General features: G+C 35.8%; 25 protein-coding genes and 1 riboswitch. Of the genes, 8 read left to right on the forward strand and 17 right to left on the reverse strand.

Annotated features, from left to right (window positions below; genetic code table 11):
- Nucleotides 1-5: 5 nt before the first annotated feature.
- From phnX to NSS74_RS17160, 5 genes are all read right to left on the reverse strand, one after another.
- Complete coding sequence (gene phnX / locus NSS74_RS17140) at nucleotides 6-800, reverse strand: phosphonoacetaldehyde hydrolase (RefSeq protein ID WP_002140928.1); 795 nt, start codon at nucleotides 798-800, stop codon at nucleotides 6-8.
- Between the two features lie 21 nt (nucleotides 801-821).
- The gene (locus NSS74_RS17145; RefSeq protein WP_002126162.1) at nucleotides 822-2,579 is read right to left on the reverse strand and encodes a putative 2-aminoethylphosphonate ABC transporter permease subunit; all 1,758 of its coding nucleotides are present in this window, start codon (nucleotides 2,577-2,579) and stop codon (nucleotides 822-824) included.
- Nucleotides 2,580-3,581, reverse strand: coding sequence for a putative 2-aminoethylphosphonate ABC transporter ATP-binding protein (locus NSS74_RS17150; RefSeq protein ID WP_002140926.1), 1,002 nt, complete (start codon nucleotides 3,579-3,581; stop codon nucleotides 2,580-2,582).
- Nucleotides 3,582-3,600: 19 nt separating this feature from the next.
- Complete coding sequence (locus NSS74_RS17155) at nucleotides 3,601-4,677, reverse strand: putative 2-aminoethylphosphonate ABC transporter substrate-binding protein (RefSeq protein WP_002030507.1); 1,077 nt, start codon at nucleotides 4,675-4,677, stop codon at nucleotides 3,601-3,603.
- 228 nt (nucleotides 4,678-4,905) lie between these two features.
- Nucleotides 4,906-5,061, reverse strand: coding sequence for a hypothetical protein (locus tag NSS74_RS17160; RefSeq protein ID WP_002011566.1), 156 nt, complete (start codon nucleotides 5,059-5,061; stop codon nucleotides 4,906-4,908).
- 97 nt (nucleotides 5,062-5,158) lie between these two features.
- On the opposite strand from NSS74_RS17160, the gene NSS74_RS17165 reads away from it, so the two are divergent.
- On the forward strand, nucleotides 5,159-5,542 hold the full coding sequence (locus NSS74_RS17165; protein WP_002011568.1) for a DUF3905 domain-containing protein: 384 nt from the start codon (nucleotides 5,159-5,161) through the stop codon (nucleotides 5,540-5,542).
- 38 nt (nucleotides 5,543-5,580) lie between these two features.
- On the opposite strand, the gene NSS74_RS17170 is transcribed toward NSS74_RS17165, so the two are convergent.
- The 5 genes from NSS74_RS17170 to phaR form a co-directional block, all read right to left on the reverse strand.
- The gene (locus tag NSS74_RS17170; protein ID WP_002140924.1) at nucleotides 5,581-6,930 is read right to left on the reverse strand and encodes a TrkH family potassium uptake protein; all 1,350 of its coding nucleotides are present in this window, start codon (nucleotides 6,928-6,930) and stop codon (nucleotides 5,581-5,583) included.
- A gap of 23 nt (nucleotides 6,931-6,953) precedes the next feature.
- Entirely contained in the window at nucleotides 6,954-8,147 is a 1,194-nt protein-coding gene (locus NSS74_RS17175; RefSeq protein WP_002030511.1) for an NAD(P)/FAD-dependent oxidoreductase, read from the reverse strand.
- A 94-nt stretch (nucleotides 8,148-8,241) separates the two neighbouring features.
- Nucleotides 8,242-9,327 carry a class III poly(R)-hydroxyalkanoic acid synthase subunit PhaC gene (phaC, locus tag NSS74_RS17180; RefSeq protein ID WP_000206840.1) on the reverse strand — a complete coding sequence of 362 codons (1,086 nt, stop codon included), beginning with the start codon at nucleotides 9,325-9,327 and terminating at the stop codon, nucleotides 8,242-8,244.
- Nucleotides 9,328-9,410: 83 nt separating this feature from the next.
- The gene (locus tag NSS74_RS17185; RefSeq protein WP_002030515.1) at nucleotides 9,411-10,154 is read right to left on the reverse strand and encodes an acetoacetyl-CoA reductase; all 744 of its coding nucleotides are present in this window, start codon (nucleotides 10,152-10,154) and stop codon (nucleotides 9,411-9,413) included.
- Nucleotides 10,155-10,306: 152 nt separating this feature from the next.
- Nucleotides 10,307-10,789, reverse strand: coding sequence for a polyhydroxyalkanoic acid synthase subunit PhaR (phaR, locus tag NSS74_RS17190; protein ID WP_000566956.1), 483 nt, complete (start codon nucleotides 10,787-10,789; stop codon nucleotides 10,307-10,309).
- A gap of 198 nt (nucleotides 10,790-10,987) precedes the next feature.
- Between phaR and phaQ the strand changes: the two genes are divergently transcribed.
- From phaQ to NSS74_RS17225, 7 genes are all read left to right on the forward strand, one after another.
- Entirely contained in the window at nucleotides 10,988-11,440 is a 453-nt protein-coding gene (gene phaQ / locus NSS74_RS17195) for a poly-beta-hydroxybutyrate-responsive repressor (RefSeq protein WP_000903018.1), read from the forward strand.
- Nucleotides 11,441-11,482: 42 nt separating this feature from the next.
- Nucleotides 11,483-12,007, forward strand: coding sequence for a polyhydroxyalkanoic acid inclusion protein PhaP (phaP, locus tag NSS74_RS17200; RefSeq protein ID WP_002011575.1), 525 nt, complete (start codon nucleotides 11,483-11,485; stop codon nucleotides 12,005-12,007).
- Nucleotides 12,008-12,108: 101 nt separating this feature from the next.
- Nucleotides 12,109-12,552, forward strand: a complete 444-nt coding sequence (locus NSS74_RS17205; RefSeq protein ID WP_001067911.1) for a MaoC family dehydratase — start codon at nucleotides 12,109-12,111, stop codon at nucleotides 12,550-12,552.
- 142 nt (nucleotides 12,553-12,694) lie between these two features.
- Nucleotides 12,695-12,880: an alpha/beta-type small acid-soluble spore protein gene (locus tag NSS74_RS17210; protein ID WP_000241212.1), complete on the forward strand. Its 186-nt coding sequence runs from the start codon at nucleotides 12,695-12,697 to the stop codon at nucleotides 12,878-12,880.
- Between the two features lie 113 nt (nucleotides 12,881-12,993).
- Nucleotides 12,994-14,313 (forward strand): TrkH family potassium uptake protein, encoded by a 1,320-nt coding sequence (locus tag NSS74_RS17215; protein ID WP_002140922.1) that lies wholly within the window; start codon nucleotides 12,994-12,996, stop codon nucleotides 14,311-14,313.
- 38 nt (nucleotides 14,314-14,351) lie between these two features.
- Nucleotides 14,352-14,524: riboswitch (yybP-ykoY riboswitch) on the forward strand.
- Nucleotides 14,525-14,603: 79 nt separating this feature from the next.
- The gene (locus NSS74_RS17220) at nucleotides 14,604-15,398 is read left to right on the forward strand and encodes a TerC family protein (protein WP_002011580.1); all 795 of its coding nucleotides are present in this window, start codon (nucleotides 14,604-14,606) and stop codon (nucleotides 15,396-15,398) included.
- Nucleotides 15,399-15,607: 209 nt separating this feature from the next.
- Nucleotides 15,608-16,459: a formate/nitrite transporter family protein gene (locus NSS74_RS17225; protein ID WP_002011581.1), complete on the forward strand. Its 852-nt coding sequence runs from the start codon at nucleotides 15,608-15,610 to the stop codon at nucleotides 16,457-16,459.
- Nucleotides 16,460-16,486: 27 nt separating this feature from the next.
- Here the strand turns inward: NSS74_RS17225 and NSS74_RS17230 are convergent, their stop codons facing one another.
- The 7 genes from NSS74_RS17230 to NSS74_RS17260 form a co-directional block, all read right to left on the reverse strand.
- Nucleotides 16,487-16,798 (reverse strand): cyclic-phosphate processing receiver domain-containing protein, encoded by a 312-nt coding sequence (locus NSS74_RS17230; protein WP_002140920.1) that lies wholly within the window; start codon nucleotides 16,796-16,798, stop codon nucleotides 16,487-16,489.
- 14 nt (nucleotides 16,799-16,812) lie between these two features.
- On the reverse strand, nucleotides 16,813-17,535 hold the full coding sequence (locus NSS74_RS17235) for a prepilin peptidase (protein ID WP_340814001.1): 723 nt from the start codon (nucleotides 17,533-17,535) through the stop codon (nucleotides 16,813-16,815).
- Nucleotides 17,536-17,647: 112 nt separating this feature from the next.
- Nucleotides 17,648-18,358 carry a LutC/YkgG family protein gene (locus NSS74_RS17240; RefSeq protein WP_215588848.1) on the reverse strand — a complete coding sequence of 237 codons (711 nt, stop codon included), beginning with the start codon at nucleotides 18,356-18,358 and terminating at the stop codon, nucleotides 17,648-17,650.
- Nucleotides 18,358-19,779, reverse strand: coding sequence for a LutB/LldF family L-lactate oxidation iron-sulfur protein (locus NSS74_RS17245; protein ID WP_002011586.1), 1,422 nt, complete (start codon nucleotides 19,777-19,779; stop codon nucleotides 18,358-18,360). The genes NSS74_RS17240 and NSS74_RS17245 overlap by 1 nt, the downstream gene beginning before the upstream one ends.
- A gap of 16 nt (nucleotides 19,780-19,795) precedes the next feature.
- Nucleotides 19,796-20,515 (reverse strand): (Fe-S)-binding protein, encoded by a 720-nt coding sequence (locus tag NSS74_RS17250; protein ID WP_002011587.1) that lies wholly within the window; start codon nucleotides 20,513-20,515, stop codon nucleotides 19,796-19,798.
- Between the two features lie 166 nt (nucleotides 20,516-20,681).
- Nucleotides 20,682-21,371 (reverse strand): FadR/GntR family transcriptional regulator, encoded by a 690-nt coding sequence (locus NSS74_RS17255; RefSeq protein ID WP_201053587.1) that lies wholly within the window; start codon nucleotides 21,369-21,371, stop codon nucleotides 20,682-20,684.
- Between the two features lie 229 nt (nucleotides 21,372-21,600).
- Nucleotides 21,601-23,001, reverse strand: coding sequence for a sensor histidine kinase (locus NSS74_RS17260; protein ID WP_002011591.1), 1,401 nt, complete (start codon nucleotides 22,999-23,001; stop codon nucleotides 21,601-21,603).
- Nucleotide 23,002 lies beyond the last annotated feature (1 nt).

Consider the following 23,002-nt stretch of genomic DNA (forward strand, 5'->3'; position numbering starts at 1 on the left):
CCCCTTTATGAAATAATAAGTTCTTGTTTCTCGATATGTTCAATTACGTTTTCGAGCTCCTGCATCGTTTCAATTGTAAAATGAGCCCCATTTTCAATGAAACGATTACGAACTACTTCTATTTTTTCACGAAGCTCTAACGGATCCATATTCTCAACTTCCTCTTCCGTTAAACCGAGCTCACTACTACCGAGGATTACACCAACTGTCCACATTCCAGCATTTCTTCCCTCTTTCATATCTGACACGGTGTCTCCAATTTTTATCATATGATTCATTGGGTATACACAGAGTTCCATCGCATTTTTATAACACATCCACGGATATGGACGACCTGCTGGAACATCATTTGGCGTCACAAGAAAATCAGGTTTATACCCTTGTATTTCTGCTTCTTTTGCAACAATGTCCATCATTTCTCTCGTATAACCAGTTGTTGATCCAATTTTAATACCTCTTTCACGTAGTGAAGAAACCACTTCTTTTACCCCATCAATTGGCGTGGCATAGTACGGTAAAATAGCAAAGAGAATTTCTTCAAACTCTTCATACATCTCATGAATATCTTCTTCTGTTGGTAATTGTCCGAAGACATGCTTCCACTCATTCGAAATACGGGGCATTTCCGTTAATACCCTAATATGATCAATCTTCAATAACCCCATTGGTTTGCGAGCTTCTTCTGCTGTAATTTCAACACCGCGTTTATGAAAAATCTTCATGAATACTTCTAATGGTGCAAAACATCCGTAATCAACTGTCGTACCTGCCCAATCAAAAATAACTGCTTCAATTTTCATTCTATCCATCACCTTTCTTACTTATCTTTTTTGCCATTGTGACGTTCGGTTACGAAGTGCTTTCGTTCCCCATTCATATACAACCCTCACTACAATATTTGTAACAACAATAAGTACACTCATTGCAGCTGCTGGTGCTACATTTCCTGCATCGTCCATATTTACAATTGATACAGCAGCTAGTTTAAAATCAGCCGCATATAAGAACACTACTGCCGATACAGTCACCATTGAATTTACGAAATAGTACATAACCATTTCTAAAATAGCTGGTAAACACATCGGTACTGTTACTCGAAAGAAAGTTTTATAAAACGGTACGCTCATCGACTGTGAAACAAGTTCAAACTCTCGGTCTAGTTTCTTTAAAGCAGTCGTTGCGGTAACAAACGTTACAGAGTAAAAATGAATGATATTTACTAATACTAAAACAGCAATTGTGCCATATAAGGAATGAAACGGATTTGTTACTGAAAGTCCTAGAATTTGAATTGTTGGTTGACTAAAGAAAAAGACATATCCTAATCCAAGTACTAATCCAGGAATCGCTAACGGTACAATAGAGAAAAAGTAGCCTACTTTTCTGAAAAACTGTAGCTGTTCTATTTTTTCAATCGCATAAGCGAACACAAATGTTAAAATCGCCCCGATAACTGCCGTAATAGCTGAGACAATTACACTATTTTTAAATGCTTCAATTCCGTCTCCTGTCAAACTTGAAAAATTAAAATGCTCAAGTGTAAAACTCATATTATATGGCCATACTTTCACACTTGCAGCAATACCAACTGCCACAAATAAAAGAATGATCATAAACGTGACTATGCTACAATATACGAATGAAATAACATCTCTTTTCTTATTATTTATTATTCTGTAAGGTACTGCTTTTGAAGATAAGAGATTCGCCTGTTTTCTTTGCGTAATACGATCAACTGCAAATGCGAAAATAGCTGGGATCAATAAAATCATTCCGACAGTTGCGCCCATGGACATATTTTGCTGTCCAATTACTTGCTTATATACGTCAGTAGCAAGTACGTTATATTGTCCTCCAACAATTTTAGGTGCCCCAAAATCAGTGAAACTAAGTGTAAATACAACGAACATCGCACTAATTAATCCGTATTTCACACTAGGTAAAGTAACCGTAAAAAACTGTTTCACTTTACTTGCACCCAACATATTAGAAGCTTCATATAAACGATAATCAGAACCTTGGAGAGCAATTAATAAAATAAGGAATGCTTGCGGAAATGTATACATAACTTCAGCCATTACAATTCCTACTGGTCCGTATAACGGTATTTGTATTCCTTCAAATAAACCAAACATTCCTTTTGTTATTAACCCTTGATTACCAAATAAATATGTAAGCGCAATACCGTGCATCATCGTTGGTGCGAATAATGGTAATAATGCTATGTATTGAAATACGCGCTTTCCAAAAACATTTGTACGAGCGATCGCATATGCGTAAGCGAAAGCGAGTGTAACCGAAATAATTGTTGTAGCGCCCGAAATCCATATCGTATTTTGTAGTGATTGAACTAGCGTTGGTGTTGTGAAATATTTACTGAAATTCGCAACACCAACAAAAGCTCCATCTTTATCATAAAAGGCTTGTGTAAACAGTTGTAATAAAGGCAATACAAGCATGATAAAAAATGAAAGAAGCATACCAATAATTAATAGTCTTTGTATCCACTCTTCTTTACCGATACGTCTCTTAATCTTTTTTTTTGTACTTTCTGCCTTAAAGTTTTCTAACATCTCCATCTATACAATGACCTTCTTTCCATATGACAACATATGATTTTCTGAGAAAGAGATTTGAATTGGCTTTCCTTTTCTAATAGCAGTTTCCTCTACTTCTGATGCCAATATATCCACTACAATTTTCTCATTATAAAGGTGTGTTTTCTCTTCTATGACCCGCACTTCCATCCGGTATACAGAACCGCGAAATTCCATGCTTTCTACAACTGTTTTAATACCATTATTTTGTACAACTGTTACATGTTCAGGACGAATCGCATGTTCTTCGTTATTTTTCGAAAAGAAATTAATAGAACCAATAAAATCTGCCACAAACGGATTGGCTGGTCTTTGATAAATCTCCTCTGGTGTTCCAATCTGCATAATTTCCGCATGATTCATTACAACAATTTTATCAGCCATCGTTAATGCCTCTTCTTGATCATGCGTTACCATAATAGTTGTTACTCCCACTTTTTCTTGCAAATCACGCATTTCTCTGCGCAACTTTTCACGCACTTTTGCATCTAAAGCAGATAACGGCTCATCAAGTAACAAAATATCGGGAGACAGAGCGAGCGCACGTGCAAGTGCTACTCGCTGCTGTTGTCCACCAGACATTTGAGCAGGATATTTATCTTTTACATTCAGCAAATCAACAAGTTCTAACGCCGATAGCGCTTTTTCTTTTACTTCTGCTTTTCCATATTTTTTTGTTTTTAAGCCGTATTCAATGTTTTCAAGTGCAGTTAAATTCGGAAATAATGCATACGATTGAAAAACCATTCCGAAGTTCCTCTTTCCAGGTGGTAATGCTGTAATATCTTTTCCATTCACAGCAATACTACCTGTTGTTGCCTCTTCTAGCCCCGCTAAAATTCGGAGCAATGTCGTTTTCCCACAACCACTTGGGCCTAATAAACAAACAAACTCATTTTTTTTCACAGTAAAAGAAATATCCTTTAACGCTGTAAATGCATCAAACTGTTTTTGGATGTGTTGAATTGATAAATATTCGCTCATTTTTCTCTCTCCCACTCACTTACTTTTTCGGTTCTGCTTTTTGGCCAAACTCTTTTTCCCATTTTTCTAAAATTTTGTCACGATTTTCTGCTGCCCATTTAAAGTCATTCTTTTTATATAACTTTTCTGTCACATCTTTAGGGAATCCATCTGGAAGTTTATAATCATTTTTAATTGTCGCAAATCCATTTTTCTCGAAGTATAACTTCATTACATCATCTGTAATTGCCCAATCTAAAAATGCTTGCGCTAATTTATCATTTTTAGCATTATCTTTTTTAATAAGTGCGTTCGCTTCTACTTCCCAGCCTAATCCTTCTTTCGGCAGTACAACTTCAACTGGTGCACCTTTTTGTTTCTCTTTCAAAGCACTATAAACCATTGATACACCAACTGGATATTCACCTGCGCCTGCTAATTTCGCTGGTTTTGAACCTGAATGAGTATAAGTTGCCATATTATCATGAAGTTTCTTCATGTAATCCCAGCCCTTATCTTCTCCCATAATTTGTAGCCATGCAGAAACTGTTAAAAATCCTGTTCCAGAAGAAGCCGGATGCGGCATAACTAGCGTTCCTTTATATTCTGGTTTCGTTAAATCTTCATATGATTCTGGCATCGGTAAATTTTTCTTCTTCAATTCTTCTTTATTTACAGCAATCCCCGTCATAAATGCAGTATTTCCTACCCATTTTTCTGGTTTCTTATCGTCTTTAAATTGCGAAAGGACACGATCTGCTCCTTTTGGAGAGTATCCTTTTAACATATCTTTTTTCTCTAAAGCTAATAGACTAGACGCTGCAGTTCCCCATACAACATCTGCTTGTGTATTTTTTCCTTCAGCTAGCAATTTCGCTGTAATAACTCCTGTTGAATCACGAACAATGTTCAACTTCACGTCTGGGTACTTCTGTTTAAAAGAATCAAGATAAATCGGTACAAGCTCTTCTTCAATCGCTGTGTAAACAGTTAATGATCCAGATAATTTATCATCTTTTACTTTTGCTCCAGCACTTTCTTCTTTCTTTGCACCACACCCCATTAATAACGAAAATACCATTCCAGTTGCTACAGCTTTAAAGATTGTTTTTTTCACTGTCTCTCTCTCCTTTTACAAATCTTATGTACAACTCTAATATAAACAACTAGTGTAAAAGCAGTATTAAACCAACATTAATCTTTTGTTTGTTGTTTGTTTTTGTGTAATACGTTGCTACTTCTATGTTTTTTCGCATTTTTCTGCTAATATCAAACGTGAAATTTACAAATAATTAAAAAAACCTTTATAATCCCACAAAAAAATGAGGCGTTTGTAAAAAACGCCTCATTTTTGTTTACCTTTTTTTGAATTACGATTTGCATACTTCGCACTATTTTCTCCTTCATACTCTAATGCAAATTCTGCATCTGGTAAGCTTTCTTTCGGAGTTTTATTATTATTAATTGCTGCATTTTGTTTTACTTTTCTTTTTACCAACATATTCACCTGCTCTCACGAAATAACTTTCTATTCTAGTTTGAAACAACTTACAGTAATTATTACTGGGAAGTGTTAACAAGTACATAAGAGCTTATAGATGGAAATACTACATACGAACAAGCCATTACAAAAAGGAGCGATTACTTTGAAAGAAAAAGAAACGATACAATCGCCAATTTTAGACGAGACGCTCCCTCATCAAATGAACTTTCCTTCTTTTAAAGGCACAGGCAAAAAGATGCAACAACCTTTTATAAATCAATATGATGTTGTAATTGGAGACAGTAAATACGATTCCACTAACAGTCCTCTTAATAATTGGAGTGATGAGGTAGATCCTGCTATTATGGCTGGGGAAGAATGGATCCATCCTACAAATGATATCGGATGGATTGCAGAAGAAAATCAAGAATTACTTAAAAACGAAGTTGATAATAAAAATGATGCTTTTATGCATCCCCAATTCGGAATTAACGACTAAAAAACCATTCTACCTAACGCAGGTAGAATGGTTTCATACTATCCAATAATAATTCTCTCTTTCGGATATTTATAGCGAGGCGGTTGCTCTCTTCCGCCACTAGCTAAAATAAATGTCAAAATACCGACGCGTCCGATAAACATAAGTACAATAAGTACAAGTTTACCAACAGTTGTTAAATCAGGAGTAACACCTGTTGATAGTCCCGTCGTCCCGAAAGCAGAACAAACTTCAACGATTAAGCTCATAAGCGGTACATTTTCCGTAATAGATAAAATGAATAGCGCTGAGGCACATAATAAAATCCCCATCGTCATAACGACAGATGCTTTCAACACGTCCTCTTCATGTAGCTGACGTTTGAAAACTCGGACTGTTCTCCCGCCTCTTGCAAATGTATATAACGATAATATACTAACTGCAAATGTTGTTGTACGTATTCCGCCCCCAACTGAACTTGGAGATGCCCCAATGAACATTAATATACTCATAAATAAAAGCGTTGGTTGTGATAATTCACGTATGTCCATTGTAGCCAGTCCTCCACTTCGCGTCGTCACAGATTGGAATAATGTATAAAATACAGTTTCATGCCATGACTTTCCTACTAAAAAATGATTTCGTTCCAATAGAAAAATCATAATTGTTCCAACAATAACGAGTACAAAAAATGTCGTTGTCGTCAATTTTGTAAATAACGAAAAGCGAAATAGTTGTTGTCGTCTTTTACTAAGGAATTGTTTTACTTCCATTAACACTGGGAAACCGATAGCTCCTAAAATAATAAGCAACATATGAATCATTTGAACAATATAATCTTTTTTGTACGGAATAAGTGATTGTCCTGTTAAATCAAATCCTCCGTTCGTTGTTGCGCTCACAGCGGCAAAGAAACCGTGAAAATAAGCTTCTTGCCAAGTCGGGAAATATAGTAAGAACCTTGTACCTAACAGTATTGCTCCAATGAGTTCTATCGAAATAATTACAATTAAAATAGAACGCATCAATTCTACAAGGCCCGATAAATTCCCTTGGTTATGGTCTGCCATAATTAATCTTCTTCTTTGCAAACCAATCTTTTTCCCCGTTATAATCCAGACGAATGTACCAAGCGCCATAATTCCTAATCCGCCTAATTGTAAAATAAGGGCTAAAGCAATAATTCCTGCCGTTGTAAACGTATCTGAAATCGTAACAACAGACAGTCCCGTAACACTTACCGCACTAACAGATGTAAATAGTGCATCGATAAATGTCCATTTCACTTCAGGCTTCGTAACAAATGGTAAACTAAGCAAAATTACCGATACGACTACTGCTAGTAAATAAAATACAACGATAAGTTGTACGGGACGTAACTTTTGTAAAAACTTTTTTATATCTCTCATTCCATCACTTCGCTACCTTTTTTCTATCGATTAAATAAAGAAAAATCATCACTTTCTTCATTTGTAAATAACTGCTGAAATAGTTTCGCAAATACCATTCCGTATACAGTTCCATTTCCCCCATACGGCAGTGCGTAATATAAATTATGTATTTTTTTATCTTCTTTTAAAATAGGAAGACCGTCATGACTGCCACCAAATGCTGCTGCCCAATAGTACTCTGCCCGTATATTTTTATACTGCGGGAACATTTCTTTTACAATGTTAATAAGAAGATCACGCTTATGCAATAATTTCGTATCGCCGATTTTTTGAATTTTCAGCGCCTCATCTAATCCGCCTATAACAATGCGGTTTTGATACGTTCGACTATACAAATACGGACGTGCTGTTTCCCAAATTAACGATTGCTCATGCCAGCCTTCAAAATAATCTATCTTATTTGTCACAACGGCATAAGACGTTTCTACTGTTGTATTTTTTTCTTTCTTTCCAAAAATTGCTTCATAACCTGTCGCCATAATAATATTCTTTGCTACTATTTTATTTCCTGTATTCGTGTAACAAATTAAATCATTTTGGATTTGTTTAATATGTAATGCCTCTGTATGTTCGTATATAGTAGCGCCCATTTGTTTCGCTTTATGCAAAAGACTATGCGCTAATAAATACGGATTCACTTCTGCATCACCGCTTGTATATAACGCTGCTTGTTTTGCAAATGAATAACGTTTCTTAATATCAGACTCTGTAAAATATTCAACCGGAAATCCATAATGGCGTAACGTATTATATTCTTCTTGTAAAAATGAAACATCCTCATCTCTACTTGCATAATACAAACTATTTCGCGGAATAAAATGGGGATCAATATCGAGAGTTGGCACAACCTTCTCCATTGTTTGCAGCGCTTCATAACAAAGTCTATATGCTCGTACCCCTTTCTCTTCACCAAATGTATGAATAAGAGAGGTTAACGATTTATCATGAACAAATTGTAATAATCCTGTATTTGCAGCTGTGCTACCACATGCAATTGCTCTTTTTTCAATGAGCATAACACGCATTCCAATTTTAGCTAACGAATACGCTATATGAGCACCTGCTTCTCCACTTCCAATTACTAGTACATCACATATCATATCATTTTCTAACGTTGGATAACAAGGTACAGAAACTCCAGCATTCCAAAACAACTTACCAGTCATAAGCTTCATAATTATACTCCTACAATGTAATTTTCTCCTTTCTATGTTTCGTCATTTTCCATAAAAAAATCCAACTAACATACGCTAGTTGGATTTCTTCTCTTTAATTAGAACGCTCTTCCAGCCAATTTCCAACCGTCGGATATGTTTGCTTTACAGCCGTTCCACCATACACGATAGACATATGTCCTGTCGGTAAACATACATACTGTTTATCTGTGCTAGAAATATGATCAAGTAAAGCTTCTACTTGACATGGCAGAGCAATGTGATCACGTTTCGCAGAAATATTTAAGACATTCGCCTTAATATTTGCAAGGTCTACCTTTTGTCCGCGAATAACGAGTTCACCCTTCACTAATTTATTATTTTGATAAAAATCACGAATCCATTGTCTATACGATTCACCTGGGAACGGAATACCATCGCCTACCCACTTTTGAACTAATTTCCAACTTTCGACGAAGCGCTCATTTTCTGAACGATCGACTAAAGCAACATATGGACCGACAAAGTTTGTAATTGGTTTTAACATCTTATTTCCGAAATCAATCATTTCTGGCGGAATATTTCCGAATGTATCAACCGCTTTATCTAAATTGAAATATTTCTCATCTAATAAAGGACCGTATAATCCTGTTTCAGAGAAATCAAAAGGACTTGTCATAAAAATCAAGTTACGAATTGGCATGTCCGGATGAAGCGCTGCATAAATAGATGTTAACGTTCCACCCATGCAATAACCAAGTAAAGAAATCTCGTCCGATTTTGCAGTTCTCATTACTTTTTTCACTGCTTTTGCAATATAATCGAACACGAAATCATCAAACTTCAAATGACTATCTTCTAAACCGAATGTGCCCCAATCAAGCATATACACATCAAAACCACGATCTACTAAATATTCCACTAAACTATTTCCTGGAGTTAAATCCATAATATACGGTTTATTAATAAGAGCGTATATTAATAAGATTGGAACTCTCTGGGTTTTTTCTTGTTTTGGAATGTAACGATACAGCTTCGTTTTATTCTTCGTCCAAATAACCTCTTTCGGTGTTAAACCAACTTGTGGTTCTGGTTCGCGTAATAAAACTTCGCTCGCTCTTTTCACACGGCGATATGCTTTACGATATTCTTCTGGGTACAACTCCAATTGCTTTTCCCATTCCGTTACGAATGTAGTCATTTTTCCTATCTCCTTTTTGGTCAATTTCTTTCTAAAAAAAGAAGTGCATTCCTGCTATGGATATGCACTTTTTTCTTACTTCATTACATGTATAATCCGCCGTTAATGTTTAATTGCTGACCTGTGATATACGCACCGTCACGGCATAGATATACTACACCTTTTGCAATTTCATCAGCTTGACCAAAACGTTTTTTCGGGATTTTCGCAACGATTTTTTGACGCACTTCTTCTGGTACTTCTGCTACCATTTCAGTATCAATAAATCCTGGGCAAATTGCGTTTACAGTTACATTTGTTCTTGCAAGTTCTAACGCTAATGATTTTGTAAATCCTAGCATACCTGCTTTTGCTGCTGAGTAGTTTGTTTGTCCAAATCCACCAGCTTGGCCAATAATAGAAGAAATACTAATGATTCTTCCTTCTTCTGCTTCCGATATGTATGGAAGTACCGCGCTTGTCGTATTAAATACACTGCTTAAGTTCACGTCAATTACGCGCTCCCAATCTTCACGATTTAACTTCTTGAATGTACGATCTCTTGTAATACCAGCATTATTAACAAGAATATCAACTTGACCAAAATGATTCACAGCTTCTTCTACAAGTCTGTTTGCATCTTCTACTTTAGAAACATCCGCTTGAACTGCATAAACGTCATGTCCTTCTTTTCCTAATTCATTTACTAAGTTTTCAGCTGCTTCTTTACTGCTGTTATAGTTAATAACTACTTTTGCTCCCTCTTGTGCTAATGCTACTGTGATTGCTTTTCCAATTCCTTTTGCCCCACCTGTTACGATTGCTACTTTGCCATTTAATTGAACCATTTCTTTTCCCCCTTAAATGAATTTGTGAACGATTGTTATGAATCATTTTGGTACTCATACTAATTGAGTCCATATATTAATTATGTTTCGTTGTTTATACATGAAAAGAGATTCTCCCTCCCTCTTTTACACGTTATAAACAAACGCCATTATCATTTTTTATTTTCTGGCTTATTTACAGGCTTTACTTCTTCTTTTACAGGTACTTGTAGTTTAGCTAGTACTGCATTTTGCTTTTCTAGCAATTCTAAAATTTGATCAACTTTCGTTTCTAACGTGCGCATATCTTGTTTTACTTTCGTAACATCACGCTTTAATGTAGGAGCTTGTCCTAATGAATCCACTTTCTCTTCTAGAATTTCCTCGATGTTATCAACTTTATTTTCTAAGTTAATAACAAGCGTAGCTACTCTAGCGATATCCTCTCTCGTCGGCACATTCACCTGTTCTAAATAATTTTTTGTCGTATCATTTAATGCTTTTTGATAAAACAAATTCAAATCTAGAACGCTGCCCATCCAAGCAGAATATTCTTCTGTTTTAATTGTTTCATTGAGCGCTTTTCCCCAAAATGTTTCGGTTTGTTCATAAGCATTTTTCCATGCTTGCAATGGATCGAATTTTTGATCAATCACTTCGACTACACTCCCTTTTTCGTTTTTGAAACAATTCAACCTATTCACTATTTTCTAATATTCCGAATAAAACTTCAAGTATATATTTTATTTTTCTTTATTTTCTAACAAATGTATTGACATTAAAAACAGATAGGTGTAAATTGCACTTATAAGCAAAAAATTCCATCTAACTGATTCATGAGGTGATGTACAATCATGCTACATAATGAACCAGAACACCCAGAAAGTTTGGAAAAAAACCAAGCGAAACAACCAAACTCCATGCCAAAAAACTTCTTAGTTCCTTTCTTACTTCTCTGTCTAAAAGACTGGAGTCTTCATGGTTACAAACTTATTCAAATGCTAATGGACATCGGCTTTTCTTCTGTTGACCAAGGTAATGTGTATAGGACACTACGCAAATTAGAAAAAGAAAATCTTATTTCTTCTACTTGGGATACAAGCGAAGGCGGGCCAGCGAAACGAATTTATTCTTTAACAGAATATGGAGAGCAATATTTAACAACATGTGCGACTTCTTTTGAACATTATCAAAATATGTTGCGGACGTTTTTCACGTTATACACCAATGCATTCTTTCCATTTTCTACTTCTCCAGAAAAGGATGAAAAGGATTCTTCATCTTCACCTGGTGGTACAGCAGAGTAATCTGCGTTCACAATATGCAAAAAAACATTTGGAGGTCAAACAATGGAAACTAAGCCATACGAATTAGTCGATGCATTTTGGAAAAACTGGTCTCAATCTCTTTCCCTCTTCTCTTCAGCTGGGAAACAATTAGAGCAACTTACTTTAGAAACGTTAAAACAACAACAAGACGCTTTGCATAAATTAACATCAGGAGTAGATGAACTAGAAAAAGAACTACACCAATTCACTGCTCAGTTCAATAACCAATATACAGACTATGTGAAGCAATTAACTGGAAACTCCTTAAATGATCAAATTAACGAGTGGCAAGAAAAGTGGAATGAGCTTTCTAATCAAATGCACCAACTTACTGTTTCGCCTACGAAAACATCTTTGTCTATTCTTACTCAAACTAGCGGCCAATTTGAAGAAACAACAAAACACTTTATCGAACAACAACAGTCGCAACGTGAAGAGGTTCAAAAACAGTTAGAAGTTTTTTTGGGAGAGTTCAAGTCCAAACAACTAGAACTCGCAAAGCAGTTCGAGGAAAACTCAAAAAATCTATTTACTTCCATCAAGTAAGAAAAATGTGGCAACTAACTGCAGCACAAACAAAACTCTTTCTTCCTCCTACTACATCAAGATGGCTTACATTTTTCGATATGGAAAAGAAGGAGGACAAAATGAATCCATTTCAAGAAGCACAAACTGTTCCGGAGCTTCGTTACGATGAGATTCAAGTCGGTGATCAAGCATCACTTACAAAAAAAATTACGGATGAGGACGTTATCAATTTTGCAAAATTGACTGGAGATGTAAATCCTATTCACATTCTAGACTCTTTTGCAAAAACGACAATGTTCAAAGAACGTATTGCCCATGGCATGCTCGTTTCAAGTTTTATTTCTACCATTCTTGGAACGAAACTTCCTGGCAAAAATACGATTTATTTATCACAAAACGTTTCATTCCGTGCTCCTGTCAAAATCGGTGATACACTTCGCGTTGTGGCAGAAGTTATTAAAAAACGGGACGATAAAAAAATTATCACATTGCAAACAAACATATATAATCAATCTGATGATATTGTCGTAGAAGGTACAGCGACAATACTGAAAAAAGAGTAGCAAATTTGCTACTCTTTTTTCTATCCAAGAACTTCTAATCACACCGTTTACTTCCGTGTATGAGTACGTCGTTTACACATAAAATAACATTACCAGATAGCACTTAGCTAAACTGGATTACTCTTTAAGGATGTGTATCAACATGGTGAAAACAAACAAATTACTAGTTCCGGGTGCAGAGCAAGCACTTGAACAATTCAAATATGAAATCGCACAAGAATTCGGTGTAAGCTTAGGATCTAATACAGCATCTCGTTCTAACGGATCAGTTGGTGGTGAAGTAACGAAACGTCTTGTTGCTTTAGCTCAACAACAATTACGCGGATAACTATATAACCTATGGCTTAGAGGCAGATATTCTCTGCCTCTTTCTTTTTTAACATACATAATAGTGCTTCTTCACATACTAGTAAGAGCAAATCGAAAGGAACGATATGTGAAATGAAACGGATTAACATTAGCATGAGTCCTCCCCGTGTTCTTACTGTATCTTTTATTATGCTATCAATTATCGGTACAGGCCTATTGAAATTGCCAATTGCTACAACAACGTCTATTTCATGGCTCGATGCTTTATTTACAACGGTTTCTGCTTGTACGGTTACAGGGCTTGGTGTTGTGGACACTGGTAAAGTATTTACCTTATTTGGCCAATGTGTCATTTTAACACTTATACAAGTTGGCGGGCTTGGCATTATGAGCTTTGCTGTTTTAATCGCAATTATGCTCGGTAGAAAAATCGGCCTTCAAAACCGGATTTTATTACAACAAGCATTAAATCAAACAAATGTCGGCGGAATCATTCGTCTTGCAAAAGCATTATTTTTATTTTCTTTTACTGTAGAATGTATCGCTACTTTACTTCTCTCTTTTGAATGGGTACCAAAATACGGGGTTGCCAAAGGTATATATTATAGCTTTTTTCATTCTATCTCAGCCTTTAACAATGCTGGGTTTTCTGTGTGGAGCGATAATTTAATGTCGCACTCCCATAGCATTCTCGTCAATCTCGTTATTTCTTCCCTCATTATTTTAGGTGGGATTGGTTTTACGGTTATCGTAGATATAAAAAGAAAGAAAAACTTTAAAAACCTTACTTTGCACTCAAAGCTTATGCTCTCTTCTACTCTAATCGTCAATATTATTGCTACAGCTTTTATCTTTATATTTGAGTTCCATAATTCAATTTCCATGAGAGGTTTTACACCATTTGAAGAAGGTATGGCTGCTTATTTTCAAGCGGTTTCAACACGTACTGCCGGGTTTAATACTGTTGATATCTCTGCATTATCAAAACCTTCACTTTTATTAATGATGCTTCTTATGTTTATTGGTGCTGGCAGTGCTTCAACTGGTGGTGGGATTAAATTAACGACTTTTTTGATTATGTTTTTCGGCGTATTTAAATTTTTGCAAGAACAAGATGATATTGTCGTGTTTAAAAAATCCATTAAAGATACGCTCATTGTCAAATCATTAACGATTACTATTATTTCAATTTCGTTTATTTTTCTTTCCATTTTAATTTTAAGCATCACTGAGAAGGTTCCTTTATTAATGAGTGCTTTTGAAGTATTTTCAGCATTTGGAACTGTCGGCCTTAGCATGAATTTGACGCCACACTTAACAATTATCGGCAAAACAATTATTATCTTTATGATGTTTTTTGGAAAGATGGGGCCTTTAACATTAGCCTTTTCATTTGCACGTAAAAAACAAAGAAAAATAAAATATCCCAACGAAGATATTTTAACAGGTTGACAACCGTATAAATTATCCATATAATGAGAGTACAATAGCATATCTCCAAAGGGGAGTAGCGTCCAAGAACTATTTCTTGGAAACAAAGTCGTCATTACGTAGAACTTAGTTCTTCCGGCTTTGTTGGCATTTTCATTACATATGTCTAGCAAGACCTTTGCCTATCAACGGCAGAGGTCTTTTTTGTTTTCAAATTCCTTCCACCGTTGATACGCAGGAGTATGGGGAAACTAAACAGTGGGGAACTTCTTCACTTGTTTAGTCTTTATAGAAATGAGAGGAGAATGTACATGGATGTATCATTATTATTGGAGTATGGTTGGGTATTACTCATCCTAATTGCACTAGAGGGGATTTTAGCGGCTGATAACGCTCTCGTTCTCGCAATTATGGTAAAACATTTACCAGAAGAAAAACGAAAGAAAGCACTATTTTATGGATTAGCAGGAGCGTTCGTTTTCCGCTTCGGATCACTATTTATGATTTCGTTCCTAGTAGATGTATGGCAAGTGCAAGCAATTGGTGCGATTTATCTTATGTTTATCGCGGGGAATCACTTATTTAAAACGTATGTTAAAAAGAATACACATGAAGAAACAGAAGAAAAAGAAGCAAAGAAAAAACAAGAGAACTTTTGGTGGACTGTATTTAAAGTCGAAGTTGCTGATATCGCCTTCGCAGTTGATTCAATTTTAGCTGCTGTTGCATTAGCAGTGACTTTACCGAAAACAGGATTAGGTACGATTGGTAGTCTTGATACAGGTCAATTTATCGTTATCTTTACAGGTGGACTTATCGGATTAGTTATAATGCGATTTGCAGCAACTGCTTTCGTACAAATATTAAAACGTAAACCAGGACTTGAAACTGCAGCATTTTTAATTGTAGGTTGGGTTGGTGTAAAATTAACAGTTTATACGCTAGCACACCCTGCTTTAAATGTCCTTCCGCATTCATTCCCAGAATCCACTCCGTGGAAGCTTACATTCTGGATTGTATTAGTTGGAATCGCAGTTTGCGGTTGGTTCTTCTCGAAAGAAGTAGAAGTAAAAGTAGAAAAGAATTTAGACGAAAAAGCGCTGTAATTACAGCGCTTTTTCTTTTTTCTCGTTTCAATTCCCCTCTCTATTTTTAGAAAAAATTCCATTATACTACCTTTTGTAAACGCTTCCTTTCTAGATGTATGTCCTTTTTGTGAAATATTGCACAAACTTATTGAAACTATGAACAAATCCATGTACCTTATTCATATAAGGAGTATTTATAGACGATGTATTAAAGGAGCGTATTACTCATGCTAGAACAAGGATTAGATTACGTTGTAAAACTGGCTAAGAGCAAAAAACAAATGCTAGATATAAATCCAATGCAATATTTCATTCGTGCTGCACTTGCGGGCATTTATATCGGTTTTATTATTGTACTATGTTTTAAATTAGGTAACTTTTTTCATATTGCAGATTCACCAGCAACATATTTAGCTTCCTCCATGTTTTTCGGAATTGCTCTCGTACTTATTATATATGGCGGCGCTGAATTATTTACTGGCAATACGATGTACTTCACAGTGGCAACTTTAAGAAAAGAAACAACGATTTCTGATACACTTCGTAACTGGGTTGCTTGTTATGCAGGTAACTTAGCTGGCGCTTTATTCTTTGCCTTACTATTTTACGCAACTGGAATTTTCGAAGCAATTGATCACAGTCATTTAATGAATAAAGTTGTTGAAGGAAAGATGAATACACCTACAATGCAATTATTCTTTAAAGCGATTTTATGTAACTGGCTCGTATGTCTTGCCTGCTTCTTACCTTCTCAAGTGAAAGGTGACACAGCAAAAATATTAATGATGATGATGCTCGTTTTCACTTTCTTTTTATCTGGTTATGAGCATAGCATTGCAAACTTATCACTGTTTGCTTTATCTTTAGTATCACCACATCCTGAGACAATTTCTTTTGCGGGCGCTATTCATAACTTAATTCCAGTTACAATCGGTAACATTATTGGCGGATCCGTATTTGTCGGTATGGTATATCATTACTTAACAAAGAAAGCACCTGTTGTTGAACAAGAGAAAACTCAATTAGTTGGAGCTCAAACGGAGGAAATTATTCCTTTACAAGCACATATGAAACATTAAAAACTCCAAAGTTTTACTTTGGAGTTTTTAGCTCCCTACATATTTCAAGGCAATATAAGGATTAATTTCCCCGTTTTCCTTCCCTCTCTCTATGCTCTTTTTCATCTGATGCATACCGATGACATCATTTGTATGAAGGTGAATTTCATTAACATATAAACCTTCGTTGCAGAAAGCTTCTACGAAATCTAACCCACTTTTTTCTCCCCATCCCATATTAAAATCAAGGGAAAGAATATTTACATCATAATCCCGAACCATTTGCAAAGCACATTCTACTGTAGTGGCGAGTACATACCCGTATGGACAACTTCTTTGATCATCCATATATACATTCATGTTCTATCCCCTCTCTATTTTGTATACGTGACCAGCATGTAACATATTGCTCCAAGACTAATAAAAGGACCAAACGGAATTTGGCTCCTCTTTTTCATACGTTTTAATACTATACCAGCTCCAAAGAAACAAAGGCTAAAGCAAGATGCTAAAAATAAAATCATAAAAATCCCTTTCAGTCCCACTATAAATCCAAGCAGCGAAAGTAATTTTATATCCCCTCCACCAAGCCCTTCTGGATATATCTTTTGCATGCAATATAACAAAATGAATATAGTTCCACTACCAGCTAAACTATCTATCCAAGTAACTAACGGTACAAAAATACATTCTAAAATAAGCAAAAGTGCAAACCAAATTAAAATACGATTAGGTATTAACATATATACTAAATCTGTAACTGAAATAATTAGAAGTAACGAAAAAAGCGATAAAATGATGATGAGCTCTCTTTCCATTCCTATTACATATACAGTAAGAAAAAATAAACTGCCTGTAACAAATTCAAATACTATGTACAAACTTGAGATTTTGCTCTTACAATTCGTACAACGCCCTTTTTGTATACAAAATGAAATGATTGGAATAAGTTCTTTCGGCTGTAACGTATACTTGCAGTAATGACAGTACGAACGCGGTGTAATAATAGATTCCCCTACTGGAACTCTCATCGCAATCACCATAAAAAAAGAACCAAACACCATACCTATTAACAATGCATATAAATAAGTGAACATCCCTTCCTCTCCTTTCCAAAAGAACATAACAAAAAAAGGAGAGAACTTCTACTTCATATTATCTTTATTCTATTAAAAAAGCAGGCCGTTTTCCGGCCTGCTTTCCCCTATTTTATACGATGAAATATACTGCTTTTAACGGCCCGTGTACTCCGACAACAAGATTCATTTCAATATCCGCAGAGTTACTTGGTCCTGTAATAAAGTTAATACAAGATGCGACTGCTTCACCTTTTTCCACACGTGAGTTCATATCCTGAACTGCTTGCGTAATACGAGGTACAAGTGTTTCACGTGGAATAATAGCAAAGTATACAGTCGGTAAAAAGTGTAAAGAACGCCCTTGTCCTTTATGACTTTGTACAACAATCGTACCAGATTCAGCTAAAGTATAATCACTAAATGCAATACCGATATTCGCTTTTTCCGCTATACGCATATTCTCTTCTTTTTTCTCAGGATCCCATACATTTACCTCAACATTTTGCTTTGGAAGCTCTTCTTTAAATAAAGAAGTCAATCCATAGGAATCAAAACGTTCATCTGCTGATAATATAATAGGTCCTCCACCGTTTTCAACGATTATTTTTTGAATATCTTCACGTAAGCGGTCGTTTGTCGTTTCCACAACAGTTGTATGAATGTTTGTACATTGCTTTTTAAATACTTCTAACAATTCTTCTTGTGAATAATCTTTTAACGTTTCTACATTCACATTACTTTTCCATGCTGGACGTTCTACGCCTTCTGTTTTACGCGCGCGCCCAAGTTCTTTTGCGATATTATCTAGAAAGGACTCACGGTTTTGAATTAATCCTGTCATTATTTGTCCCCGCCTTTCTTATGATCTTTATACCAATCACGGAATCGTTCTTTACTTGGAGCTGGGAATTCACGAATATCCGTCCAGTTTTTAAGTGGTCCAACACCTTTTGATACACGGTTACCAGATGTAAATGGACTCATTGCTGCCGGTGCCATTTTCGATCCCATTTTATATAAAGCTGCTGAAGAAGCACCCATACTAAACATTTTCATTGCTAATTTTTCTGCAAGTGGGGCACGACCTTCTTGCTCAACGATGACTTGACGATGTTTTAATAATAAATCATGTAATGGAATTTTTACTGGACAAGCTTCTGTACATGCTCCGCATAAACTAGATGCATAAGGAAGCTCTTTGTAATCGTCATACCCACCTAAAAGTGGTGTTAATACCGCACCGATTGGTCCTGAATAAATAGATCCATACGAATGTCCACCAACGTGACGATATACGGGACATACGTTAACACAAGCGGCACAACGAATACATTGCAATATTGAACGGAATTCCGATCCAAGAATTTGAGAGCGGCCATTATCAACAACGACTAAATGAAACTCTTCCGGTCCATCTACCTCTTCCTCTTGAATTGGTCCTGCTACTGTTACATAACTTGTTAATTTTTGACCTACCGCACTACGACATAGTAAACCAACTAAAACATCTAATTCTTCCATTGTCGGAACCATACGTTCCATACCCATTACTGCAATTTGTGTTTTCGGAATCGACATGACAAGATCGGCATTACCTTCGTTCGTCACTAAACAAAGAGAGCCAGTATTTGCAACAGCGAAGTTACAACCTGTCACACCAATTTCTGCATCCATAAATTTCTCACGAAGTTGTTTACGAACAAACTTTGTCATTTCGTATGGATCATCAGAATTTTCATATCCAAGTTTTTCTTTAAATACATCACGAATTTGCGTTCTGTTTTTATGAAGTGCAGGCGCAATAATATGTGATGGTGGGTCGTTATCTACTTGCAAGATATACTCTCCTAAGTCACTCTCTAACACTTCACAACCAATCTCTTCAAGGGCATGATTCATACTAATTTCTTCAGTTACCATTGATTTTGATTTTACAACTTTCTTCGCTTGTTTCTTTTTTGCAACGTCTTGAATATACTTTGCTGCATCCTCTTTCGTTTTCGCAAAGTAAACGTGACCGCCTCTTTTTGATACATTTTCACTTAACTGCATTAAATAATAATCAAGATTTTCTAACGTATGTTGACGAATTTGTTCACCTAGTTCACGCCACTCTTCCCAGTTTCCCAACTCGTCAGCTGCTTTTAATCGATTTGTATATAAACGCGTTTGTGCAGAAGATACCGCTCCGCGCATAAACGAATCTTGAATTCCATCGCCAACGCGATCATTAAATTTTTTCTCACTGATTTTCATAGACATAGCTTATGTTCCCCCTTCATGAGCGACTATTCAAGACCTCAGCAATATGCATTACTTTTACTTCTTTTCCTAAACGCTCAATACGTCCGCCAATGTTTAACAAACACCCACAATCTGCACCGATTAAATAATCAGCACCTGTTTCCATTACACTATCTACTTTTTCATCTACCATTTGCTCAGAAATTGGAGTCATCTTAACTGAAAACGTTCCCCCAAACCCACAACAATTTTGCACGTTCGGCAGTTCTCTCACAATTAATCCTTTTACGCTTGATAATAAAATTCCTGGTGCCTCTTTTACTCCAAGCAGGCGTGTCATATGACAAGATTTATGAATAGTAGCTATCCCTGGTAAACTTGCACCAACATCTGTAACTTTTAAAACATCTACAATAAATTGTGTAAATTCATATGTTTTATCAGCAACCTTTTGTGCACGTTTAGCCCACTTCGGATCATCTTTAAAAACATGCGGATACTCATGAAACATTGTCGCACAAGATCCAGATGGCGTAACGATATATTCTGCATCTTCGAAAGTTTCAATCATATGTTTCATCGCTTCTTTTGCTGCTTCTACATGGCCGCTATTATAAGCAGGCTGACCACAACAAACTTGTGCTTCTGGAAATTCAATTTCACAACCTAAACGCTCCAATACTTCAACTGTTGCTTTACCGACGTTTGTTTCAAACATATCGACTAAACAAGTAACAAATAAAGTAACTTTCATAACTATAATTCCCCCTCATTACAACTCCGCCAAAAATCATATGGTCATCAGATGACTAAGATTAGAAGAAGTAGGCTCAACCATGGCCTATCCTCTCCCTCTTCTAAAGAAAACGCTTACTTAATCTCTCTATTTTATCAGAAAATTAGATTTTTAAAAGATTAAATTACGAATTTATATCGCTTTTACCTGTGACAATATGTTCTACATTTGTTAAATGATCTAGCATCGCTTGCTGCGCTAATTCCACATCTTGCTTTAACACCGCATCATATATAGATTGATGCTCTTCTAAAAGTCGTTCTGATGTTGTTTGTTCACCATATAAAATAATGCGTCTTGATTCACCAATCGTTTCAGCAATCATCTCTGAAACATGATTCATGAGCTCAAGCAAGATGTTATTATGCGAAGATTCTGCAATTCCCATGTGAAAATGAAAGTCTGCTTTTTCGCCAGCCTTCTCATCTCCAATGCTCTTTGCCATTTCATCTAACCACTGCTTCATATTTTGCAAATTAGCTTCCGTACGTTTTGCCGCTGCCGCTCGAACTGCCCCCACTTCGAGCACCTTCCGTACTTCTAATAAATTCAAAATATCCTCTTTCTTCATTAATAACTTGTTATTTAGTGATTTTGTTAATGAAGAAGGATCGAAATTCCTTACATATGTACCTTCTCCTTGTTTCATTTCAATTAAGCCCATTGCTCTTAGCGCACTTAGCGCTTCACGAACAGCAGATCTGCCAACTTGAAACTGCTCAGCTAATTGATGAACAGGAAGTAGTTTGTCACCAGGTTTTAACGTACCATTTTTAATCATTGTTAAAATAGCTTCAGATACTTCTTCGTAAATTTTTTTCGGTTTAATAGATTTGTACTCCAGTTAAATCACCTCAGTATCTTCCAAACAACAATTGTAACGTTTTATAAGAACTTAGCATCCATAACTATTTTAGAACGAATTAGTAAGAAGTACAAATGTTTTGTTCATAAAATAGTCAAATTTTTGATATTTGTTTGATATTAATTAATACATTTACGCGTAACTATTTACCTTCAATATGAAGAGCATATTCCAAAAGTTAGAATATGCTCTCCTCATCTTGTGCTTTTAATTTAATACTAACTGTCGTGCCCTTACCTTTTTCACTTTCTATTCTCCACTCACCGTCATGTATATGAACAATTTGCCTTACAATTGCAAGACCTAAACCTGTTCCACCGTGTTGACGACTTCTCGCTTTATCTACTCGGTAAAAGCGTTCCCCCAGATTTTCTAAATGCTCTCTATCAATACCTATTCCTGTATCTTTTATGTGCAATTCACAATAATCATCGATTTGCTTTAATGTTATTATGATATCCCCGTTTTGATTTGTATAACGTATCGCATTATCTAATACATTATGAAGTACTTGTTGCATACGATCCTCATCAATCATTACGATAATTTCAGGATTTAAATTCGTTGAAATACGAAGGTTTTTTTCTACAAACTGTAACTCGTACGTATTTAGTACATCTTCAATAAGCTGTGAAAAAACGATAGGTTGTTTCTTTAAGGGAAAGTGTTCACCTTCTAGCTGCGCTAGATCTAATAAATCATGAACGAGGCGCTGCATGCGACCTGCTTCTTTATGAATAAGTTGCGTTACTTTTTCCTGCTGCGGCCCCTTCGCTACACCGTCTAAAATAGCTTCACTATATCCTTTAATATAACTAAGCGGTGTTCTAAGTTCATGCGAAACATTAGCTAAAAATTCCTTACGCTTTACATCTTCTGTTTCTAAGGAATTTGCCATTTTATTAAAGGCTTTTCCCAATCGTCCAATTTCATCTTCTGAAGAAATTGTAATCCGCTCTGAGAAATCTCCAGTAGCCAAATGATTTGCAACTCGTTCCATTTGCGAAAGCGGTCTCGTAATGGCGATAATAATTTTTCTACCAATCCATATTGTAATTAAAATCATTGCAAGTGCTAACGGCGCTAAAATAAGACCCATATCAAATATTAAGTCTTTTATACTTTTTAAAGGAATATAAGAGTATACAATACCAACTAATTTTTTATTATCTAAAACAGGGATGACAACACCCATAATATTACGATCAAAATGTTCTTCATACCCTATCTTTGTCACTGTTTTCCCATCTAATAGCGCCTGTCTATCCCCTTCACTTATAAGAGAATGATGGTGAACATCAAAAGGCAAACATGCGCTTAAATCACGCGGATTGTATACGAAAAGGACATCTGAACTAGATATTTGATCATATGCCCTTACTTTCTCTTCAAAAGTGGATACTCCTTCACGTTTATCATATTGCGTGGCAAGACGTTTCCCTTCCATTACTAATGAATCTTTTAAATTATCAACGTATAACTTTTCATATGAGTATAAAGATACAAAATAAAGAAAGGAAACTGTTACACATACTGCACATACTACTGTAAGCCAAAGCTTTTGTACCATCGTAAACATA

The sequence above is a fragment of the Bacillus sp. FSL E2-8868 genome (genome assembly GCF_038005505.1).
Taxonomy (GTDB): Bacteria; Bacillota; Bacilli; order Bacillales; family Bacillaceae_G; genus Bacillus_A; species Bacillus_A mycoides.

What these genes read in the sequence shown, in the direction of transcription:
- phnX (WP_002140928.1), bottom strand. Translation starts at nt 800, where the DNA reads ATGAAAATTGAAGCAGTTATTTTTGATTGGGCAGGTACGACAGTTGAT.
- NSS74_RS17145 (WP_002126162.1), bottom strand. Translation starts at nt 2,579, where the DNA reads ATGGAGATGTTAGAAAACTTTAAGGCAGAAAGTACAAAAAAAAAGATT.
- NSS74_RS17150 (WP_002140926.1), bottom strand. Translation starts at nt 3,581, where the DNA reads ATGAGCGAATATTTATCAATTCAACACATCCAAAAACAGTTTGATGCA.
- NSS74_RS17160 (WP_002011566.1), bottom strand. Translation starts at nt 5,061, where the DNA reads ATGTTGGTAAAAAGAAAAGTAAAACAAAATGCAGCAATTAATAATAAT.
- NSS74_RS17165 (WP_002011568.1), top strand. Translation starts at nt 5,159, where the DNA reads ATGGAAATACTACATACGAACAAGCCATTACAAAAAGGAGCGATTACT.
- NSS74_RS17170 (WP_002140924.1), bottom strand. Translation starts at nt 6,930, where the DNA reads ATGAGAGATATAAAAAAGTTTTTACAAAAGTTACGTCCCGTACAACTT.
- NSS74_RS17175 (WP_002030511.1), bottom strand. Translation starts at nt 8,147, where the DNA reads ATGAAGCTTATGACTGGTAAGTTGTTTTGGAATGCTGGAGTTTCTGTA.
- phaC (WP_000206840.1), bottom strand. Translation starts at nt 9,327, where the DNA reads ATGACTACATTCGTAACGGAATGGGAAAAGCAATTGGAGTTGTACCCA.
- NSS74_RS17185 (WP_002030515.1), bottom strand. Translation starts at nt 10,154, where the DNA reads ATGGTTCAATTAAATGGCAAAGTAGCAATCGTAACAGGTGGGGCAAAA.
- phaQ (WP_000903018.1), top strand. Translation starts at nt 10,988, where the DNA reads ATGCTACATAATGAACCAGAACACCCAGAAAGTTTGGAAAAAAACCAA.
- phaP (WP_002011575.1), top strand. Translation starts at nt 11,483, where the DNA reads ATGGAAACTAAGCCATACGAATTAGTCGATGCATTTTGGAAAAACTGG.
- NSS74_RS17205 (WP_001067911.1), top strand. Translation starts at nt 12,109, where the DNA reads ATGAATCCATTTCAAGAAGCACAAACTGTTCCGGAGCTTCGTTACGAT.
- NSS74_RS17210 (WP_000241212.1), top strand. Translation starts at nt 12,695, where the DNA reads ATGGTGAAAACAAACAAATTACTAGTTCCGGGTGCAGAGCAAGCACTT.
- NSS74_RS17215 (WP_002140922.1), top strand. Translation starts at nt 12,994, where the DNA reads ATGAAACGGATTAACATTAGCATGAGTCCTCCCCGTGTTCTTACTGTA.
- NSS74_RS17220 (WP_002011580.1), top strand. Translation starts at nt 14,604, where the DNA reads ATGGATGTATCATTATTATTGGAGTATGGTTGGGTATTACTCATCCTA.
- NSS74_RS17225 (WP_002011581.1), top strand. Translation starts at nt 15,608, where the DNA reads ATGCTAGAACAAGGATTAGATTACGTTGTAAAACTGGCTAAGAGCAAA.
- NSS74_RS17230 (WP_002140920.1), bottom strand. Translation starts at nt 16,798, where the DNA reads ATGAATGTATATATGGATGATCAAAGAAGTTGTCCATACGGGTATGTA.
- NSS74_RS17235 (WP_340814001.1), bottom strand. Translation starts at nt 17,535, where the DNA reads ATGTTCACTTATTTATATGCATTGTTAATAGGTATGGTGTTTGGTTCT.
- NSS74_RS17240 (WP_215588848.1), bottom strand. Translation starts at nt 18,358, where the DNA reads ATGACAGGATTAATTCAAAACCGTGAGTCCTTTCTAGATAATATCGCA.
- NSS74_RS17245 (WP_002011586.1), bottom strand. Translation starts at nt 19,779, where the DNA reads ATGTCTATGAAAATCAGTGAGAAAAAATTTAATGATCGCGTTGGCGAT.
- NSS74_RS17250 (WP_002011587.1), bottom strand. Translation starts at nt 20,515, where the DNA reads ATGAAAGTTACTTTATTTGTTACTTGTTTAGTCGATATGTTTGAAACA.
- NSS74_RS17260 (WP_002011591.1), bottom strand. Translation starts at nt 23,001, where the DNA reads ATGTTTACGATGGTACAAAAGCTTTGGCTTACAGTAGTATGTGCAGTA.